Source organism: Ruminiclostridium sufflavum DSM 19573 (assembly GCF_003208175.1).
Classification (GTDB): Bacteria; Bacillota; Clostridia; order Acetivibrionales; family DSM-1351; genus Ruminiclostridium; species Ruminiclostridium sufflavum.
Genome location: NZ_QKMR01000025.1, coordinates 37,855 through 58,617, shown reverse-complemented (window position 1 = coordinate 58,617; position 20,763 = coordinate 37,855). Strand labels below are relative to the sequence as shown.

The window sequence follows — 20,763 nt, the reverse complement described above, 5'->3', positions numbered from 1 at the left end:
TAGGATGTGATTATATGAAATTGACGGCACATGATAAAAAGCTGCTTATAGGCTTGGCTATATTTATATTTGCGGTTGTATTTGTCAAGTTTTTAATGCTGCCTAAGCTATCGGATATTAATACTCTTAGGGAAGAGCTTGCTGCATTGGATAATAATTATTCCGTAAATATGGCATATAAACCCAAGGCAGAAAACATAGACAGTGATTTGAAAATACTTTCGGAAAAGCTTGCTGATTTGAGAGCGGTTTATCCGCCCAAAATAGATATATCTGAACTGATAATGGTTGTAAAAAAGCTTGGCGTGGATTCAAAGCTTGAATTCACATCAGTAGGCTTTGAAGAGTATAAAGCGGCAGACTCAGACGAAAATGCCGGTTCTTTAGCGGAACAAGCCGGTGAAGCCGAAGGGACAGGAGATACCTCTAATGCCGGTGCTTCTGCCGCTGAAGCAGTTAATCAGGCAGAAGCGCAGAAGGAGGCAAATAATGCTGCAAGTGCAAAAATAGATAATTATTTTTATCTATGGGGCTTGAAATCCCAAAGCAATAATAATAACGATAAAATTGACATACCGGACGGAGCACCCTACAGTGTCTCTGTAAAAATTGAGGCTGAGGGGACAAACGAACAGATTAAGGCATTTTTTGAAAATATAAATAAGCTGGAAACCAAGACCTACTGCAAATCCTCCAGTATTTCAGGCTCTTCTACAGGAAAGAGTGAGGATACGGAGGGAAAGCTGAAGCTGTCTGCTGTGATTGCCTTTTATGGAATTATGGACAGCGGTGCGGGAGGCTATTATCTGCTTCCGAATGGAAGGTGGACTCCTACGGCTCCGGCAGATAACAAGACAAATCTTTTCAAGGAATACGGAGGATTTGACTCGACAGGTTTGAACAACGCAACCTCAACTGTTAAAGCTAATGACAATGAGAGTACTGAGCTGGGCAATTATGATTTTGCGGTAGTGGCATCCGCTTTCGGCGGAGGGCTTGCACCAAGCGTGTCTATAGGATGTAAAAATCCGGCGGACAATACAGGCTATTCGAGGCCGGTGGCATACGGAGACAGCAAGGGAATTGAAAATGCCGAAATATTTATTGAGGAAAAGGCAGGAAGGTATTACTGCAAGTTTAAAACAGACCATGAGGCATATCCGGACAAGGGTTATTCCCAGACCTTTGAGTTTATACCCCAGGAAAAGAGCCTGAGGCTTGTTGTATTGTCATCAAGAAGAAACGGGAATGAAGATAAGGCGGGAGTTAATATAAGTATTATAAATAATACAAGCAGGACTCTCAATTATTTAATAAAATATGATGATGAGAAGTCACCTAGAGTAAAAATAGGAAAGACAACCGGAAGTGTAAGAAATGAAAAATAAACTGGGATATTTAAAAACTGAAAAAGGTATGACATACGTTGAAATCATGCTGGCTGTGGCAATTTTGGCAATTATTGCAGCGCCTCTGCTCAGCACGGTTATATCCACAGTAAGGAATAATTCCACAGCCAAGGAAAAGACGGAAGCTATTGCACTGGCTGAAATGGTTATGGGAAATATTAAGGCTCAGGCTTCTATTACTGAAACAACACCTCCGGCTATTTATCTTGATGTAGCTTCCGATATGGTATCAAGTAAGCCCGGGACCAAGCTTGTACCCTATTTTAGCGCAGAAAAGGTTAAGGAAGGAAAGATTTCAAAGAGTTCTGACACTACATATACCTATGACACAGGTGTTGCTCAGAAGGCTGATTTTGAGCTTGCCGTAGATCAGAGCAAACTTGTCAGTGACGGCACGGTGGATATAGCTGTTAAGGTTGAGGATGAGGATGAGGAAGGAAAAATGGTTGTGGTTGATAAACCATTTACAGGTATAGATGCCGCTAGTGAAAAGCTGGATTTAAAGATTGAAAAAAGCGGAGCTGATTACAGCTTTTCACTTGACAGGAAAGGTTCAAGCTCTATTTCCGGAGATTTTTCTCCTCCTGTTAACAGAGGTGAAATAACAGTCAGGGTAACTTATACAGGTGATGCAACGGGAACAGCTAAACGTCTTAAAATATATACATACGATAACTCTGATAAGTCTGACAGCCTGAATATTTATATGATTGACAGCTCAGAGGAAAATTCTGGCGTAAAATTTATAGGTACAAACAAGGCTTTTAATCTGTTATATATGGATAGTGATTTTTTTGATTATAACAGTTCCATAAACGAGCTTTATAAAATAACTGTCGTAATTAAAAAGGGTGTAGACGGAGACGAGATATACAGCGTATCATCATATGTAAAAAAATAACGGGTGATATATTATGAGGATTTTAAAATATTTAAAAAAGAATAATGGCTCAGCACTTACCATGGTGCTTTTTATGCTCTTTTTGTTATCTGTTGTGGCAATTGCTGTTATAGCCTTGACAGGTTCGGAATTAAGCATGAGCGTAATGACCTCCGACAGAAGCAAGGCCATGCTTTATGCGCAGGCAGGAGCAGAAAAAGCGGCACAAATTATTGACGAGAAGGTAGCTCAGGCACAGGAGGATGCAAGGGTAAAGTCGGCTGAAAAGGTACAGGCTGAGATTAACAAGGTCAAACAAATATATATGGAAGATGCTGATGGCAATAAAATATATTATATTCCTAAAGGCACACTATTTTATAATATAATAGACAATTCCGACCCGGATGATTTAAAAATAATCAATCAAGAAGAACTGAATAATATATATGAGAATGAATATAAATACCAGTTGGATGTTCAAATAAGAGCGAATATCAATGCGGCTGTGTTTAGCAGTGAAGCTGCTGTCGCAGGTGTCAATTTTACATATAGCGGCTTTAAATTAAAGGATGCTGAGGATGATTCGAAACACTTATTGGATTCAAATAAATATACGCCAAGCACCTCTGTACTTATTACCTCATCTGGCGAATATAGGTCACCTGCTACCGGCTCAGCCTACACCAGAAATATAACAGCGGAATTCGGTCTTTTAACAGGTAAAATTCCTGAACAGATTGGCTATATGACCAAGGTGAGAGTAAACAAGCTGGATGATTATCCTTCTATATTATCCGATAAGGCACTTATCGCCCAGAAGAATATTATATCTGTTGACGGCACGGCAGTAATAACAGGAGACGTAACAAGCTGCGGAACAGTACCTAAGACTATAGTGGAGCTTCAAGGTGAAGCTAAGGGGAAAAGTATAAAGAAGAGTATAGAGATGATTGACTATAGCTCAGACAGCTATTCTTTTGGAGGCATCATGGCAGGCATGACTGCCTCAAATAATAATGTATATAATGTCTGGGACGATCCGAACCTTGGTATGGGAATCAAAGAAAGCCTTGGGAAAGAGGATATGGCAAATATACTTGAAATTGATCTCAGTACTTTTTTTACAAAAAATCATGCGGGTTCCTTTAACATTACAGGAGATGCAGGAACTCTCTCTTATTTGCATTCGCTTTATAGCTTCAATTCTGAAAAATCTGAAATAAAAGTAAGCGGAAATGCATTTGCCAGAAGCGCAGTGGTGGAAAGTCAGTCAAATTATTCGGTGACTAATTTGCAGAATCTTTTCACATACGATGATCTGAGGATTGACGGTAATAATTCGGATGTAGTAATAGGAGGTCAGCTGGTAGGACTCAATAAGAATATAGATAATATAGAGGATAATTTAGTAATAGAAGATGGTGAATCTTTTCCGGATAAAATAAAGGACATAATATCCAGTGCTGTTATTGTGGGAGGCGATTCCAGACTTGAAGTAGTCGGAAGTGTATATGTGGGAGGAAGCTCATTATATAGTAATTATTATAATTCTCAAGGGAAATTTGTTTCTGGGATGTCAATACAGAAGTCGGATGACAGGCCTGCAGCAGCATTTGAAAAGAGCGGTAATGCTGAGTATAACAATAGCGATACTTTTTATTTTTACAATAATCCTAATTATTCCCCAATTGGCAGTGATTCTATTAATTTTGTCCCTTATAGAGATCCATACGGAAAAGATGCTTACATGATGGACGGTATTAAAAATGGGGATATTTTTGATATTGCAAGAAGAGCCATGCATTTAAAGCAAATATGGGATTCATGGAAAAATGACGTGGAATATGCTTCTTATTTTAATGCAGGAGATATAAAAATAACCGAAGGTGGTGTCGGTAAGTTAGAAGGCTTCTGCTATGGCGGTGCAGCTGCAAATGACACTTTTTATGGCCCTTATAATGGATTTACAAAGAATGAGGGTGAGTTTAATAATGAAATAAAAAACGGAATGGATATATATGTAAAAATTATGGATTTATTTGTTGACGATGAAACTGAATTAAATAAACCCTCGTTTCCAACTCTGCCTGCTTCGCCCAAGAAGCTTAAAAATCTTTACGATAGCGTGAAGGAAGATGTATTTGCTTCTGACAGCTTATATAAATTAGCCGGTACTGACAATTTTATGTTTTACGGAAATGAAAATGTTGTGCTGACAGATGAAAGCGTAGGCAGCACAGTTATGTATCCGTTTGCAGCCGCCGGACAGGGAGGCGGTATAGTATATGCAAAAGGTGATATATACGTAAAGGGGGGGACTCATTTTAAAGGAACTCTTATTGCAGAAGGAAATATAGTATTTTTTGGCGGAACAAATAAAATGTCCTATATAGAATATGACAAAAGTAAAATTGAAGATTTGATAATTAACGGAGATTCTAAAATAGGACGATTTTTCAAGTGCACTGCATCCGATGTGGTAATGAATGATGACAATGCTGTTGTCAAGACAATCAATAAGAAGAATGTTAAATACATTAAAGTTATCAGCTGGAAGGAAACTTGATTTATAGTATATTATTTATTAAATGTTTACTTTTAACATGTGTTCAAATATAATTAAATTATAGGAAAGATTCGACTTTTGGCAGGCAACAAACTATGACAGTTTTGAATGCAGACAGGCTTTTTATGTGGGATAGCTGAGCTTTTACTTATAGTATATAGTAGTAATTTTGAGGAGGATGGACATGCTTAAAAAATTGCTTTCATTTACACTGGCAATTTTAATTATGATTTATATGGCAGTTCCTGTATATGCTGAGGATACTGTCTGGTTAAGATGTACTGCCGGTGATGAAGGTCGGATGACTATAGAGTGGGAGTCGACTACAGCAATAAAGGAGCTGAGAATTTACAGGTCGGGTGATGAATTTAAGAGTTATACTGTAGGGATTCCAAACAAAGATGCATATACCTTTACAGAAACCGATGATGGCACGTATACCTATAAGGTAAAGCTTCTCGGTGAAAAGGATAAAATTCTTGCAAGCAGTGACGATTATTCTGTTACGGGTACAGGAAAGCCGAAGATATGGCTGGATTTTGTAGATGCGAATAAAGGAGAGGCATTAACTGCAAGAGTGAGAAACTGGGTTAATATTGATAATCAGGGAACTACCGATTTAGACCTTACCAAGTTAATGATCCGGTATTTTTATACTATTGACGGTGAGCCGGGTATAGTAGACGGCAAATTTCCTAATAGCGGACAGCAAAAGGCTGAGGAGTCGGATGGAAAGCTTAATCCTTCCAAGGTATATACTGAGTATCCTTTGGAGAGAAAGAACATTCAAGCTAAGGAATCAATAAGGATGAATTTTACTAAGATTCCGTTTGACGTTACAAGCAATAATGGAAGTGTTGTTGCTGACTATGTTTGCGATACATATTTTGCGGAAACCTCAGAAAAGCTTAACGGCGGCTATACCTTAAAGCTTCAGCCGGCTTTTGACAAAAAGAACCTGACTAACCTTGAGGGTGAAACTATCAGGAATTATAACCTTTTAAATGATTATTCATATAACAACAGCAACAACATTGCTGTTTATTATGACGGAGAAAAAATATGGGGGAATGATCCTACTGTTATTGCTCCCAAAGATTTAAAAGGAGAATACAAGGATTTTAAAATAGAGCTTGATTGGACTGATTCTCCGGGGGCTACTGGCTATACCGTATACAGAAGTGATAGCCGGGACGGCGTATTCAGGAAAATTGCCGTTAAAATACCGTATTCAAATTATACAGATTCGGCAATTGAACTTCCGAATCAGTCTGTAGGTAAAAAATATTTTTATAAGGTAGTTGCCAACTATAATAATATTGTAAGTGACGAATCTAATATTGCTGAGGTGGATGTGTCTGAGCTGAAGGCTCCGGCCAATCTGACGGCCAAAATAGTAGATATTAAAAATGTTGAGCTGAGCTGGGAGGCTTCGGAATATGCGACACAATACAATATTTACAGAAGTGAAAGCGCGGAGGGTTATTATTCTCCTATAAAAACAGGAGTTACGGGGACTGTTTTTGTAGATAACACCACTACGGCAGAGGACATCAGGAAAACATATTATTACAAGGTTAAGGCTGCTGCACAAAATAGCGGGAATTTAATTGAGAGTGATTTTTCTGATTTTGCTGAGGCAACCATATTAAATCTGCCTGTTCCTGAAAATTTGACCGCAAGAGTTGTTAATACAAAAAATGTAGAGCTTGAGTGGAATGAGGCTCAGGGAGCGGCAGGATATAAGGTTTACAGAAGTGATAGCGTAGATGGAGTCTATAAAACGATAAAGGTTTCTTCAGATAATGCTTATACGGATACTTCCACTACTCTTGAACATAACTACAAAAGCTACTATTATAAGGTTTCAGCCATATATAATATAGATGGTTCTATGCTTGAAAGCTCAAAATCGGGGAGTGCTTCCGCAGTTATGCCCAGAAGCAGGCTGGAGGCACCGCAAGGCTTGAAGGCAAAGCAAAGCGGTTCAGATGTAATTTTGGATTGGACTGCTTCTGCTGGAGCGGTATACTATAAAATTTACAGAAGTGAATATGAGGATAAAAATTTTATTGAGATTGCTTCTATTGATGCAGTTAGTGTAAGCACAGGAAAGGATATAACATCATATATAGACACGTCTGTTCCGAATGTCAGTGATAGTGTGGGGAAGAATTACTATTACAGAGTTGCCGCAGCTTATGATGATACGGATAAAAGTGAAGATTCTAATACTGCAAATGTAATGATTACAGTATATATTGGAGGAGAAACCGAGTATTGGAACTGGCATTGCAGAGTTATAAGCAGCAAAGGAATATCTAAATTCGTTTTGGGAACTTATATACCTGTTTCCTTTACAATAATATTAAAACAGGATGTCAATGATCTTAGTTTATGCTTGAATGAGCACTTAATAACGACTAATGATTTAAAAAATGATAATAGAAATAATCTAAAAACATCTATAGTCTCAGTAAACGATGGCGGTAAGAAAAAGCTTATTAAGGTTACATTAAATGAAGTAACTGATATTGTTTCAAATGTTATTATTAAAGATGAGAATAACAGGGATATAAATATAAACGGACCTTTTAAAAAAGGAGACAAAGTAACCGTTGATTTTGCTATAAAAACTTCTGCTGATGAAAATGTAATTCTTGATGGCATTGAAAAGTATTACGGAGACAAATATGACATGGACTTTATAATAAAAGCAAATGGTGATGACATTGAAAAAGAAGCTAAGACTAATTCAGGAAAAGCATTAAATATTATTATTGAAAAACCAAACAAACTAAAATAGCAGTCCTGATTTCCAGTTTAACTAATTGTGTATTAGCCTTAAGGGTATTTCATTAAGTGAATAGGAGCTGTCGTGAAATAATTTCGCAGTCCGCATTATTCTGATTCGGCTTGAAATAGCCGAGTACATTATACGGGACTGAGGATGTTCTGCGGCAGCTCTTTTGTGCGGATTGTGAGGCTTTAATCCCATTTCTGAAAGATAAATTTATTTGATTTTTTTATGTCCATTAGGTATAATAAACTATTGTATGATTAAATGATTTTATTGGTTTTATTGGTTATAATGTCTTTTTTAAAATGTACATAGAATTGAAGTTAGGTCTTATACTAATGAAAAAGGATTAAATATTTATTTTTAGAATGGGGTACTTTATGAAAACTAAAATGAAAATTTCCATTGCAGCTGCAACTATAGTTTTTGCTTTACTGCTTACATCCTGCACCTCTTTTTTAAGCGGTAATAAAACAGGTGAACCGAGTAATATAAGTACAAGCTCATCAGGTCAGACAAATAAGGAAAAAGAGACCGGTGCCTCAAATTCTGAAAAGGAACAGTCAGCTGCATCAAACACAGCGCCAACAAATTCAACTGCGGCGGCTTCTACGGCAAGCAACCAGAAGCCTCAGGCGGCAAATGGCTTGCAGCTGTCTCCCGGTATTGAAAATGTTAAGGTTAAGGCGGTTTATCTTACAGGTCCGTCAGGAGGCTTGACTTCAAAGGTGGACAGCATTATAGCCTTGGCGAAGTCAACAGAGCTGAACACGGTTGTGCTTGACATTAAGGAGGATGGCTCTCTTAATTATCTGTCAAAGCTTGATGCGGTGAAAAAATACGGAGCAGAGACTAAATATTATGATCCGGAAAAGCTTGTGAAAAAATTCCATGACAGCGGAATTTATGTAATCGGTCGTATAGTTACCTTCAGAGACAAAACATTAGCAAGAAAAAGAGCCGATTTAGGCATAAAGACACCAAAAGGGACATTGTGGCTGGAAAACGGGAAAAACCCATGGACCAATCCTTATAATGAAGAGGTATGGGATTATAACATAGCTATTGCAAAAGAGGCTGTTTCAAAGGGGTTTGATGAAATACAGTTTGATTATGTCAGATTTCCTACAGGGAAGAAAAATGATTTCAATTATGGAGCTGGTGTACCCGAAAAGGCAGATGCCATAAATGGATTTCTTGCAAAAGCGGAAAAGGAAATTCATCAAGACCTGGGAGTGCCGGTTTCGGCAGATGTGTTTGCCATAATCATAGAGAGCAAGAGTGATGGAGACAGTATCGGCCAGAGAATAGACGAGGTTGGAAAGAATGTATACTGTATCAGTCCGATGATTTATCCATCGCACTATGCAAATGCTTCTAACGGAGTTATGGGGAATGGAGTAGGGCAGACTATAAATGGCATACCCTTTACAAAACCGGATTTGGAGCCCTACAAGGTAATGTACAATGCATTGCTTGCAGGAAAGAAGAAGATATCGGAAGTATCTGATTATAAGGCCAAGGTAAGACCTTATATACAAGCTTTTACCGCAAAATATCTTCCAAAGGGATATTACCAGACTTATGGTGCGAAGCAGGTACGTGAACAAATTCAGGCTGTTTATGATGCCGGTTATGAAGAGTGGATACTTTGGGATTCGGGAAATAAATATCAGGAAGGATATTTTGAAAAAGAATAGAATACTGAATAATAAAAAAATAAGCCGGAAAAACAAGGATAGCATTATTTTATTAATGTTATCCTTGTTTTTTGAGAAAAATAGGGCTGTATATTATAAAGATTAGACTTATTTACATTGATTGGAGATTAATTTAATGATACAATATATTGTGTTGCTTGAAGCTGGGAACACTAAATATTGTTGTTTACATGGAGAAGTGGCAGATTATAAGAAGTATTAACAATAGCCGTATATCAGGGCAGGCGGACTGCATTGAAGTGTGTCTGCTGAAAGAGGAAATAAAGGTTATTAAGCGAGAGGAGATATAAAAATGAAGCTTTCTGAAAATGCCGTAAAGGTTTTGGAAAAAAGGTATTTGTCCAAGGATGAGAATGGTAATCTGCTTGAAAACTGTGAAGGGATGTTCAGACGCGTGGCAAAAGCTGTTGCTTCGGCTGATGCGGAATATACAGATGAAAAGGGAATAGCCAAATTAGAGCAGGAATTTTTTGATATGATGGCAGATTTGGAGTTTCTGCCCAATTCACCTACACTTATGAATGCCGGAAGGCCGCTTGGACAGTTGAGTGCTTGCTTTGTCCTGCCTGTTGAGGATACTATGGAGGATATTTTTGAAGCTATAAAAAATGCAGCCCTAATACATAAAAGCGGGGGAGGCACAGGCTTCAGTTTCTCGCGGCTTCGCCCGAAGGGGGCAACAGTTAATTCCACAGGAGGAGTCGCAAGCGGTCCAATTAGCTTTATGAAGGTATTCAATGCTGCTACGGAAGCCGTTAAACAGGGAGGTACACGTCGCGGCGCAAATATGGGAATTCTTAGGATTGATCATCCGGATATACTTGATTTTATATCCTGCAAAAAGGATAACTCAGAAATAACAAACTTTAATCTGAGCGTGGGTATTACTGAAGATTTCATGAAGGCAGCAGAGCATAATCTGGAGTATGAACTTATAGATCCTAAAACTAAATTGCCTGCGGGTAAATTAAATGCTAAAAATGTACTTGATTCAATAGTTGAAATGGCTTGGAAGAATGGAGAGCCGGGTATAATTTTTCTGGACAGGCTGAATAAGGATAATGTCGTACCTAAGCTGGGTGAAATTGAGAGCACAAACCCCTGCGGAGAACAGCCGCTGCTGCCGTATGAGGCCTGTAATCTCGGCTCGATTAATTTATACAATATGTTAACTGATGACGGAAAAGCTTTGAATTTTGCCAAGCTGGCTGAAACAGTCAAAAAGGCTGTACATTTTCTGGATAATGTTATAGAGGTAAATAAATACCCTTTGCCTGAAATTGACAAAATGACAAGGGGAACAAGAAAAATAGGTCTGGGAATTATGGGGTGGGCAGATATTCTTTGTTCTTTAGGTATTCCGTATAATTCTCAAAAGGCAATTGATTTTGCGGACAAGGTTATGGGCTTTATTCAGGAGAATGCCCAAAAGGCATCCCGGGAGCTGGCTGAAATAAAAGGGGTGTTCCCATATTATGAAGACAGTGTTTTTGCGGACAGGGGCTTAAGGCTGAGAAATGCAACGGTCACAACTATTGCACCGACTGGTACTTTAAGCTTGATTGCAGGTGTTTCAAGCGGGATTGAGCCAATCTTTGCGATTTCATATATAAGGAATGTTATGGACAATAATGAGCTGATAGAGGTTAATCAGGTTTTCAGAGAGACTGCAGTCCGGGAAAACTTTTATTCCGATGAATTGATGAGGAGGATAGCAAGGGTTGGTACTGTCAGGGACATGGAAGGAGTACCCGGCAAGATTCAGAACATATTTGTTACTGCCCACGACGTATCTCCCGAATGGCATGTGAAAATGCAGGCAGCATTTCAGAGGCATACTGATAATGCTGTTTCAAAGACTGTAAATCTGGGACATACTGCTGCTACTGATGATGTCAGAGAGGTATTTATTCTCGCATATAAGACAGGTTGTAAGGGCGTGACAATATACAGAGACGGCAGCCGTGATTTGCAGGTGCTGAACATAGGCGGGGTTAAGGGGAAGGAAGAGGCTGCCGGCAAGTCCCTGCCTGAGGGTGAGAATGTTTATTGTGATTCCTGCAAAGAAAATAATTATGAAACAATTTTGGTAAAGAACCCGGGCATAGAGCCAAGGCCAAGACCGGAAATAACAACAGGGTTTACCGAAAAGGTTAAAATAGGCTGCGGGAACCTTTATATAACTGTCAACTACGATGACAACGGTATTTGCGAGGTGTTCACAAATACCGGGCGTGCGGGAGGATGTCCTTCACAGTCCGAGGCTACCAGCAGATTGATTTCAGTAGCACTCCGTTCCGGAATGGATGTAAAGGCAATAGTCGAGCAGCTTAAGGGAATCAGATGTCCGTCTACTATCCGCCAAAAGGGACTGAAGGTGCTGTCCTGCCCTGATGCAATAGGCAGATTGATTGAGAAGGTTGCAAAAATTCAGAATGGCAGGGATGAAGAGGTGCCCACGGAAGAAATGACTTCGGAATACAGTCTGCTGCAAAAGCCGACCGCAAGAACTGTCACTGATGAGGAGAATGAAATTGATTTTTCATCTGTATATGACACATGCCCAATGAAGACAGATTGTGCAAATCAGGTTAAAAATTCTGATAAATCCGATACAGGTGGGGTATGTCCGGAATGCGGCGAGCCTGTGGAGCATGAAGGGGGTTGTATGATTTGCAGGCACTGCGGGTTCAGTAAATGCGGGTAATAACTTCCGATATAGTAAACTCTGAATACATTGATATTAAAGGATTTTGTAAAAAAACTGACAAAAAATCAACTTGCACATGAGCTGCAGAATATAAAAAGTAAATCCAGAAACGCTTGGTTGATAAGCGTTTCTGGATTTTAATGTAATTGGACTAACATTAATCAAAAACAAAATGATTCTGTTTGGAGGTTTAACGATAGACATTAATTCTTTTCTGCTTACTCGCGTAAAAGTCTTAGTGTGAGGCACCTAAGGCTGCCGCCGCCAGCCAGCAAAGCATCAGGGTGGAATTGGGTGAACCGGACCCCCATTGATTCCAGTATCTTCTGGGTTGTAGGCTTTAAAGAAATATCATAATTGATGACATGGTTGGGTCCCAGAGTAACAAACGATGTGCCCCATTTTTGCTGTTCTTCATCGGATATAGGAATTAGTTCCATATTTCTCCGTTTTGACCAGGTCATAAAATCAATTTTTTGCCGTCTGTTTTTTTGGACAAGCCAGCAATTGAGAAAGGCAGGTGGAAAAACTAACCCCAATTGATCGGATATTCTGTTGAATATCATGTCTGGATGCATGAAACGCCTGGCTTGCGGTATTTCTACATAAACTATATTCTGAAAGTGCTGCAGGGCAAAAATGAAAAAGCGCTCAACGGATTCCTTGCTATGTCGTTCTGTATCTGCTACGAAGAGAGTATCGGGGGATAAGGTAATCAAGCCCTCAAACTGTTCTCCCGGCCCGCAGTCATGCAGGATAGGAATAGCAAGAGTCGTCAGTGCCTCCCTAACAACTATTTCTTCATATTGCCGTCCGCCAGGGCACATCGTTGATATAACTGCTCCTTTGCTTGTTATGACTGATGAATCGTTCAAGTATGGAAGGTTGGGAAGGTAGGACATTAGCTCGCGGTTATTGACTATTAGGTCCGATAGTTCATAAACCTCCACTCCGTTATCTGTCAAAAGCTTTCGATAGGCATAGTGTTCGTCAATAAAACGATCGTAGTCCGGTACCTTATCAAAAAGGTAAAACTGCAGATTTGTTTCCTTTACTCTTCTGATTGAATACTCAGGACTATGCAGCATCACTTTCTTTAAATGGCCAAGCTTTTCAGCTCCATATCTTTCCAGATTATTTATAATCATATTAATTAACTCCTGTTTTATTTTTTTTGTATTATTCCCATAATGTATGATTTTAAATCGTACTGAATAGCTGTAAAAAGGATGGATCAGCTTATACTGATGATTTACATGTCCTTGCAGGACACAAATACCAATAAAGATGGTTTTTCTGGATTTTTTGCTTTTACATTTGTTTTCATTATTTCCGCTGGACTTTCATGCCAAAGTTATATATATATTTTGTAATACTTGCATTTTATGACTATAAATTACAAAATAATTAATAGCAATAAGTTATAATAAGCTGTGCTATTGTTACATAATATACCATAATTATAAATTTATATATATTATAAGATAATAGCATGACTAAAGCCTATTACAGTTCATGCCTCCGTGACGGTAGAATATCGGGGCGCAAGCTTTTAAGCGGGCTGCTTTACGCAGTTTGGGTTTGAGCTTGTTTTGTGACTTAAGGAGGCTTTGGCCTCAAGCTATCGCCTTTCAGGCAATAGTAACTGACTTTTTTATTAACTTATTTTAGGAGGCTTCAAATGAATAATTCATTAATTTCAGCAGGAATACTTGGAGTGGCAGCATTTGTACCTGAAAAAGTAAGAAAAAATGATTATTGGAAAAATATTAAGTTTACAGACCTCAAAGAAGGAAAGAATCCTTTTGATAATATCGAGGAAAGAAGGGTTTTTCCGGAGGAAATGCTTCCTTCCGATGCAGAAGCAGAAGCCGGAAGACGGGCTATGGAAACCGCAGGTGTGTCAGCGGATGAAATTGATTTGGTAATGGTTCAGTCAATGTCGCAGGATGAAATCCTTCCCGGCAATGCATGTATTGTACAGTACAAACTGGGGCTTAAAAATGCGGGGGCATGGACTGTGGATACTTGCTGTTCGAGCTTTGTGACAATGGTTGTCACGGCCTCTAACTTAATTGCCGCAGGGGAATTTAAAAAAATATTGATTATAACCTCAGCCTTTTGTTCACATATGATAGATTACAGTGATTATCAATGCTGCTATCTGGGAGATGCAGCAGGAGCTGCGGTTCTGGGGCCGGTAACAGACGGCAGGGGATATATGGCATCTTACTGTAATTCACATGGGGAGTACCATAAGGGCTTTACCTTGCAATTAAGGCAGCCAAAAGCATATGACCGCAGACACTTTATGTCATCTTTAGAAAAACCGCTGTTAACCTTTGACAAGGACATGACCAGAGAAATAGGGAAAGGTTCTGTGGAGCATATGAGATTTGTTTTGGACAAGCTGCTGGAAAAAACTAAAATGAATGCCAAGGATATTGATTTGTTTTTGTCTCATCAGCCGTGCCATTGGGCTCATGCCGCATGGAGGGATTCTGTGGGCATATTGCCGGACAATTCCTATCAGTCCTTCAGCAAGTATGGAAATATTGCATCTGCGACAATCCCGGTAAATTTGTCTGAGGCTGCTGAAAGAGGAATGCTGAAGGACGGAAGCAAGCTTCTTCTTGCTTCATCGGGAGCGGGTGAAAATCATATTGCAGCAATTTTAAGATGGGGGAAATAAATATAATGCGCTGTTTTCATGCGGAAACAGCCTGTAAAAACTCAGGAAAGCGAGGATATTTACAATATGAAGGCACTTTACTTTTCAGGAATACATGAGTATGAGCTCAGGGATGTGGAAAAACCGCAATTGAGAAATGACACTGATGTAATTATTAAAATAACTCTTACAACTATTTGCGGAAGTGATTTGCATTTAATACACGGTATTATTCCATCAACTCCGGGATATGTTTTAGGGCATGAATATGTTGGGGTAGTTGAGGAAGCGGGAAAGGCGGTTAAGAATTTCAAAGAGGGCGACAGAGTAATCGGACCGCCGGCACCCTTTTGCGGATGCTGTGAAAATTGTATTGAGGGAAATATTTCACACTGCCTTAATGGCGGAATACACGGCAGCGGAAAGGAACTGGGAGATTTGTCCGGGACACATGCGGAGTACATAAGAGTCCCGTTTGCAGATTCCTGTCTGGTGCATGTTCCTGATGTCCTTGAAGACGAGCAGGTAATATTTATTTCGGACATTTTAACTACAGGGTATACGGCTGCAGTCCGAGGGAAGGTCAGCCCGGGAGATACAGCTGTCATATTCGGAGCGGGGCCTGTGGGCTTGTGCTCTGTTGTGGCAGCAAAGCTGTTTAATCCATACAGGATTATTGCTGTTGGCAGGAAAGACAAATTCAGAATGGAAATGGCAAAAAAATTGGGAGCGACCCATGTTTTAAGCTCTGAGGAGGAGGATGCCGCCGGCTATGTAATGAATTTGACTAATGGCAGGGGGGCTGATGCCGCAATAGATGCATCAGGCTCCGAGATTGCTATACGGCAGGCTGTAAAAAGTGTGAAAATAAACGGAAATGTTTCACTGGTCGGCATTACCGGCACAGATGTTTCGCTGCCGTTATCCCAGGTATTTATGAGGAATGTTAATATAAGTATGGGGCTTGCGTATGTGGGTTATATGAAGAGATTAATTAGTCTGGTTATGTCAGGGCAAATAGATTTAAGACCTCTTATTACACACAGAATGGATTTGGAGCAGATTGAAGAAGCCGTAAAATTATTTGAAAACAGAAGTGAAAATGTAATAAAGATAATTATTAAGCCATGATAAATAATTAGTTTATAATTTGCCAGTATACATATTAAATCCGGAGATACTTTGTGAAGTGTTTCCGGATTTTTTCAGAGTATCTTGTGGTTAAGCCGGAAAGCCTCAAATTTTGGTTTGCATACTTTGCTTAATAGTGTTATATTTTATAAAGCCAAATTTAAATTTATTTTGTACTTTTGCATAGTGAAAGGAATTACTGTTATGAATATAAATCACGAGGAGAATACAAGCTGGTGCCAATCTGTGGGCGGAATTGTCATGAAGGGAAATGAAGTGTTATTGGTAAGGCATACCTACGGTGCGGGAAAAGGTAAGCTTATAATACCGGGCGGATATGTTCAAGTGGGGGAGACTCCACAGGATGCACTGCGCCGTGAGATTTTTGAAGAGACGACAGTTATTGCAGAACCTGCAAGGCTGGCAGGTGTGAGATTTAATCTTAAGGATTGGTATGCGGTGTTTTTAATGGACTATGTATCAGGAACTCCCCAATCTGATAACATGGAAAACAATGAGGCTCTGTTTATGGACATACATGAAGCCTTAAAATCCCCCGAGGTTCCTGACTTAACGAGGGTAATTCTTAAAGGGGTTATTGACAATTCTGACCATGCCCTTAAAAATATTCCGTTTGTATCAAGGGAAAAAAACGGAGAATACTCCTTTTATGGAATATAGGGAAGAAATGAAATAATTAAATCCGGAAGGACCTCATTAAAAGGTATTTAATTCTCCGCTAAATCAGATAAATATATATCTGATTTTTATTTTGTCAACAAAAATGTAAGATTATTGCTTTTACTTGAAAATATAGATATAATTTTAGTGTAAATGTTATAAATTATTTAATTTGTTAATTCTTTAAGCTTCTTAATATAAAGTCAATAATGGCTTCAAGCCTTCATACGATAAAATATCGAAAGGATATTCTATTGTTTCTTTGGCTGATTATGCTTTTGGCTTCATTTCTTATGGATTTCAGAATAAAAGGGATATGCATAATCCGGGTGTTTAAGGAACTAAGAGAGGGTTTGGTTAATGCTTGATAAAGTTGAAGAAAAAATAACAGATGAAAAGATATCTGTGAATTCAGTGAAGGACAAGGAAAATAAACAAGTGCCAAAGCAGGATGGCACCGAGCAGCCGTTACAGAATAAAAGCAGCGGGGAAAATAAGAAAAGCATTGATTCGGGCTTATATTGCTTTATTACTGTTGCAAGGTTTCACAGAGTTAATGCAGATCCAGAACAGATTAAGCATTCACTGGCAATAGGAGCCGATGGCATGAAGGAGCTTGATATACTTCGGGCGGCAAAGGAGCTGGAGCTCAAAGCCAGAGCGGTGAATACGGATTTCAAAAAGCTTCGGAGGCTGTCCTTGCCTGCGATAGCCGGGAATAATCAAGGAGAGTTTTTTATTGTGGCAAAAATTGAAGGCGATAAGGTGCTTTTGCTTTTTGCAGGTGAAAATTTACCGAGAGCTTTATCTGAAGATGAATTTAAAAAAATCTGGAACAGAAAAATAATATTGTTTGTTAACAGAAATAACAAGGAGGATAACCGCAAGTTTGGCATAAGGTGGTTTATCCCGACAATACTGAAATTTAAAAGGCCTTTGGCCGAGGTACTTGTGGCAGTATTTACACTGCAGATTTTCGGCCTTTTTTCGCCTATAATCACACAGGTGGTGATAGACAAGGTATTTGTACATAACGGTGTTACCACATTAAATGTTCTTGCCGTCGGATTGATTATAATTGCTGTATTTGAAACAGTAATGGGTATAGCAAAAAGCTATGTGTTCACACATACAACAAGCCGGATAGATATAATACTGGGAGTCAGGCTGGTAAGGCATTTGTTTAAGCTTCCGCTGAGGTATTTTGAGACCAGAAGAGTGGGAGATACAATAGCCAGAGTAAGAGAGCAGGAAAATATAAGGCACTTTCTTACGGGAGCGCCGCTGACATCGGTACTGGATATTCTGTTTCTGATTGTATATATTACCGTTATGCTGATTTACAGCACAAACCTTACCTTTATCGTATTGGCATCACTTCCTGTATTTGTTGCATTATCTGCCTTTATAACGCCGTTATTCAAAAAAAGGCTTGACGAAAAGTTTAATACTGGCGCGGAGCAGCAGTCTTTTTTAGTTGAAAGCGTTTCAGGGGTGCAAACTATTAAATCCTTTGCCTTGGAGCCTGTAATGCAAAGCAGATGGGAAGGGCTTCTTGCAAATTATACAAAAGCAAGCTTCAGGACTGCTTTGCTTTCAGGAAATGCGGGAGCTGTCGGACAGCTTATACAGAAAGGCACCGATATTGCGGTTTTATGGTATGGAGCACATCTTGTAATGAACGGAACAATTACCGTGGGACAGCTAATAGCGTTCAGAATGCTGTCAGGGAGAGTGAGCGGGCCTGTACTTCGTTTTGTACAGCTATGGCAGGATTTTCAGCAGGCAGGACTTTCTATAAAGCGATTGGGTGATATATTCAACACTGTGCCAGAGCCGTCTGTTGATGCGTCAAAGTCCAGACTGCCGGCTATTAACGGGAGGATATCCTTTGAGAAGGTGCGGTTCAGGTACAGGCTAGACAGCTCGGAGGTTATAAGAGATATGTCTTTTGACATAAAGCCGGGAACGATGGTAGGAGTTGTAGGGAGAAGCGGCTCCGGCAAAAGCACAATATCAAAGCTTATTCAGAGGCTGTATGTTCCTGAGGCAGGGAAGATATTAATCGACGGTGTGGATATATCTCTTACAGATACGGCATGGCTGAGAAGACAGATAGGTGTCGTACTGCAGGAAAACTTCATGTTTAACCTGTCTGTTCGCGAAAATATTTGCATTCACAATCCGACTGCAAGCATGTCTGATGTAATTCGTGCCGCCAAAATTGCAGGAGCTCATGAATTTATACTTGAGCTGCCGGAGGCATATGACACAATGGTAGGCGAAAAGGGAACAGGTCTTTCAGGCGGACAGAAGCAAAGAATTGCGATAGCAAGGGCACTTCTGAACAATCCCAGAATTCTTATATTTGATGAGGCAACATCCGCTTTGGATTATGAATCGGAAAGTATTATCCAGAGAAATTTAAAAACTATTTGCAGAGGAAGAACGGTTATCATTATTGCACACAGGCTTTCAACCTTAAAGGATGCTGATAGGATTATGGCGATTGACAGGGGGCAGCTGATTGAATACGGTTCTCAGGAAGAGCTTCTGCAGAAAAAGGGATTGTTTTATTATTTGCATAGCCAGCAGGAGAGAGGTGAGATATGTTAAAAATTTTTAAGAAGAGAGATAATCTTCAATACGAATTTCTTCCGGCGGCTTTGGAAATATCGGAAACTCCTCCTTCACCTCTGGGAAGGACAGTTATCTGGCTTATATTTTCAGTACTTGTTATTGCGATATTATGGGCATATTGGGGAAGAGTTGATGAGGTGGCTGTTGCTGCGGGAAGGGTTATCCCTGACGGAAGGCTGAAGGTGGTTCAGCCGCTGGAGGAAGGGGTAATAACAGCAATACATGTATCAGAAGGACAGAGGGTTAAGGAGGGTCAGGTTTTAATAGAATTGGATTCAACAATGAAAAATGTCGAGGTTCAAAGCATAGAAAAAGCATTGGAGACTGCCCGGCTTGAAAGAGATTTACTGAAAAAGGCCCTGCAGGGAGAAGACATACAAAAGCTGGTTGAAGAATCAATGCTGCCTGATGAAGTCAAAAATAATCTGTCTAGCTTGACTCAGTTAAGGGATACTCAATATTCAACCGAGCAGAAATCACTTTCACTGCTTGTATTGCAGTATGAAGACCAGTATGATATTGAGCAGTCCAATGTGAAAAGATTGGAAGAAAACTTGAAATTATTGCAGGCTAAAGAACAGAATTTAAAAGCACTTATAGAAACAGGCGGAGTTGAGGCAGCCAATTTAAAAAGAGTGGGAAAAAACATTTTGATTCTAGAGGAAGAGGAAAAGACCTGCAAGGAGCTCTATGATGCCGGTGCCATTGCAAAAAAGGAATGGCAGGACAAGCTTAATGAATTGGAATTGGCGAAAAAGGACTATGAGACTCAAAAGGCGGCGGTAAGCAGGGAAAAAAGTACGCTTGAGCTGAATTGGAAAAGTGCTTATGATGATATCAAATTAATGGAAAAGCAGCTTGACGTTCAGAAAATTACAGCCGAACAGGCGGAAAATAAGCTGAAGGAGGCGAAGGTTGAATTAGAGAAGGTTGAGAATCAAAGAGGTGTTTCATCAATGGATTTAGTTGTGGAAAATGACAAGAAAATCACTTCGCTGGAGGGTGAGCTGGAAAAGGCTGAAAAAAGCAAACAGTATCAAACCTTAAACTCCCCGGTTGCCGGTACTGTTCATGGCTTGGCTCAAAACACCATAGGCGGAGTTGTAACACCGGCAGAGCCGGTACTGACAATAGTGCCCGACGGTACTCCCCTGATAATAGAAGCCTCTCTTTTAAATAAGGATATAGGCTTTGTAGAGGTGAATCAGGAGACGGCAGTAAAGTTTGATACCTTCTCATTTCAGAAGTACGGGACAATAAAGGGGAGGGTTGTATATATCAGTCCTGATTCAGTAGATGATGAGAGAATGGGTGCTGTTTACAAAATGAAGGTAAGTCTTGAGAAAAACACCATAGATATAGAAGGAAAAGAAAATAATATTTGTTCGGGGATGTCCGTCAATGTAGAGATAAAAACAGGTGAAAGAAGAATCCTTGAGTTTTTCCTTGATCCTATAGTTAAATATACAAAGGATAGTATAAAATTGAGATGATAAAAATAAGTATTCATAAATAGGTTTTTACTGCTTTTTGAGCCGTAAGCAGGCGTGG

The 20,763-nt window shown here is 39.5% G+C and carries 12 protein-coding genes; 11 read left to right on the top strand and 1 reads right to left on the bottom strand.

The genetic code is table 11. From position 1 onward, the window contains the following. Nucleotides 1-14 precede the first annotated feature (14 nt). From LY28_RS16545 to LY28_RS16520, 6 genes are all read left to right on the top strand, one after another. Nucleotides 15-1,388, top strand: coding sequence for a hypothetical protein (locus tag LY28_RS16545; protein ID WP_110463293.1), 1,374 nt, complete (start codon nucleotides 15-17; stop codon nucleotides 1,386-1,388). Beyond that, a complete protein-coding gene (locus LY28_RS16540; RefSeq protein ID WP_110463292.1) occupies nucleotides 1,378-2,310 on the top strand; it encodes a hypothetical protein in 933 nt (310 codons plus the stop codon). The genes LY28_RS16545 and LY28_RS16540 overlap by 11 nt, the downstream gene beginning before the upstream one ends. A gap of 13 nt (nucleotides 2,311-2,323) precedes the next feature. After that, nucleotides 2,324-4,858 (top strand): type IV pilus modification PilV family protein, encoded by a 2,535-nt coding sequence (locus LY28_RS16535; RefSeq protein WP_110463291.1) that lies wholly within the window; start codon nucleotides 2,324-2,326, stop codon nucleotides 4,856-4,858. Between the two features lie 184 nt (nucleotides 4,859-5,042). After that, nucleotides 5,043-7,664 carry a cellulose binding domain-containing protein gene (locus LY28_RS16530; protein ID WP_165835607.1) on the top strand — a complete coding sequence of 874 codons (2,622 nt, stop codon included), beginning with the start codon at nucleotides 5,043-5,045 and terminating at the stop codon, nucleotides 7,662-7,664. 374 nt (nucleotides 7,665-8,038) lie between these two features. Beyond that, nucleotides 8,039-9,358 (top strand): putative glycoside hydrolase, encoded by a 1,320-nt coding sequence (locus LY28_RS16525; protein WP_110463289.1) that lies wholly within the window; start codon nucleotides 8,039-8,041, stop codon nucleotides 9,356-9,358. 313 nt (nucleotides 9,359-9,671) lie between these two features. Beyond that, nucleotides 9,672-12,086 carry a vitamin B12-dependent ribonucleotide reductase gene (locus LY28_RS16520; protein ID WP_110463288.1) on the top strand — a complete coding sequence of 805 codons (2,415 nt, stop codon included), beginning with the start codon at nucleotides 9,672-9,674 and terminating at the stop codon, nucleotides 12,084-12,086. Between the two features lie 221 nt (nucleotides 12,087-12,307). Here the strand turns inward: LY28_RS16520 and LY28_RS16515 are convergent, their stop codons facing one another. Continuing rightward, complete coding sequence (locus tag LY28_RS16515; RefSeq protein WP_110463287.1) at nucleotides 12,308-13,237, bottom strand: arginine deiminase family protein; 930 nt, start codon at nucleotides 13,235-13,237, stop codon at nucleotides 12,308-12,310. Nucleotides 13,238-13,770: 533 nt separating this feature from the next. On the opposite strand from LY28_RS16515, the gene LY28_RS16510 reads away from it, so the two are divergent. The 5 genes from LY28_RS16510 (at nucleotide 13,771) to LY28_RS16490 (ending at nucleotide 20,705) form a co-directional block, all read left to right on the top strand. Next, nucleotides 13,771-14,781: a 3-oxoacyl-ACP synthase III family protein gene (locus tag LY28_RS16510; protein ID WP_110463286.1), complete on the top strand. Its 1,011-nt coding sequence runs from the start codon at nucleotides 13,771-13,773 to the stop codon at nucleotides 14,779-14,781. Nucleotides 14,782-14,847: 66 nt separating this feature from the next. Further along, nucleotides 14,848-15,891, top strand: a complete 1,044-nt coding sequence (locus LY28_RS16505) for a zinc-dependent alcohol dehydrogenase (protein ID WP_165835606.1) — start codon at nucleotides 14,848-14,850, stop codon at nucleotides 15,889-15,891. 204 nt (nucleotides 15,892-16,095) lie between these two features. After that, on the top strand, nucleotides 16,096-16,572 hold the full coding sequence (locus LY28_RS16500; protein WP_110463284.1) for an NUDIX domain-containing protein: 477 nt from the start codon (nucleotides 16,096-16,098) through the stop codon (nucleotides 16,570-16,572). A 360-nt stretch (nucleotides 16,573-16,932) separates the two neighbouring features. Then, a complete protein-coding gene (locus tag LY28_RS16495; protein WP_110463283.1) occupies nucleotides 16,933-19,188 on the top strand; it encodes a type I secretion system permease/ATPase in 2,256 nt (751 codons plus the stop codon). After that, nucleotides 19,182-20,705, top strand: a complete 1,524-nt coding sequence (locus LY28_RS16490) for an HlyD family type I secretion periplasmic adaptor subunit (protein WP_110463282.1) — start codon at nucleotides 19,182-19,184, stop codon at nucleotides 20,703-20,705. The genes LY28_RS16495 and LY28_RS16490 overlap by 7 nt, the downstream gene beginning before the upstream one ends. Nucleotides 20,706-20,763: the final 58 nt, after the last annotated feature.

Bases quoted from the DNA above. Each gene is read 5' to 3' on its own strand.
- LY28_RS16545 (WP_110463293.1), top strand. From the start codon at position 15: ATGAAATTGACGGCACATGATAAAAAGCTGCTTATAGGCTTGGCTATA.
- LY28_RS16540 (WP_110463292.1), top strand. From the start codon at position 1,378: ATGAAAAATAAACTGGGATATTTAAAAACTGAAAAAGGTATGACATAC.
- LY28_RS16535 (WP_110463291.1), top strand. From the start codon at position 2,324: ATGAGGATTTTAAAATATTTAAAAAAGAATAATGGCTCAGCACTTACC.
- LY28_RS16530 (WP_165835607.1), top strand. From the start codon at position 5,043: ATGCTTAAAAAATTGCTTTCATTTACACTGGCAATTTTAATTATGATT.
- LY28_RS16525 (WP_110463289.1), top strand. From the start codon at position 8,039: ATGAAAACTAAAATGAAAATTTCCATTGCAGCTGCAACTATAGTTTTT.
- LY28_RS16520 (WP_110463288.1), top strand. From the start codon at position 9,672: ATGAAGCTTTCTGAAAATGCCGTAAAGGTTTTGGAAAAAAGGTATTTG.
- LY28_RS16515 (WP_110463287.1), bottom strand. From the start codon at position 13,237: ATGATTATAAATAATCTGGAAAGATATGGAGCTGAAAAGCTTGGCCAT.
- LY28_RS16510 (WP_110463286.1), top strand. From the start codon at position 13,771: ATGAATAATTCATTAATTTCAGCAGGAATACTTGGAGTGGCAGCATTT.
- LY28_RS16505 (WP_165835606.1), top strand. From the start codon at position 14,848: ATGAAGGCACTTTACTTTTCAGGAATACATGAGTATGAGCTCAGGGAT.
- LY28_RS16500 (WP_110463284.1), top strand. From the start codon at position 16,096: ATGAATATAAATCACGAGGAGAATACAAGCTGGTGCCAATCTGTGGGC.
- LY28_RS16495 (WP_110463283.1), top strand. From the start codon at position 16,933: ATGCTTGATAAAGTTGAAGAAAAAATAACAGATGAAAAGATATCTGTG.
- LY28_RS16490 (WP_110463282.1), top strand. From the start codon at position 19,182: ATGTTAAAAATTTTTAAGAAGAGAGATAATCTTCAATACGAATTTCTT.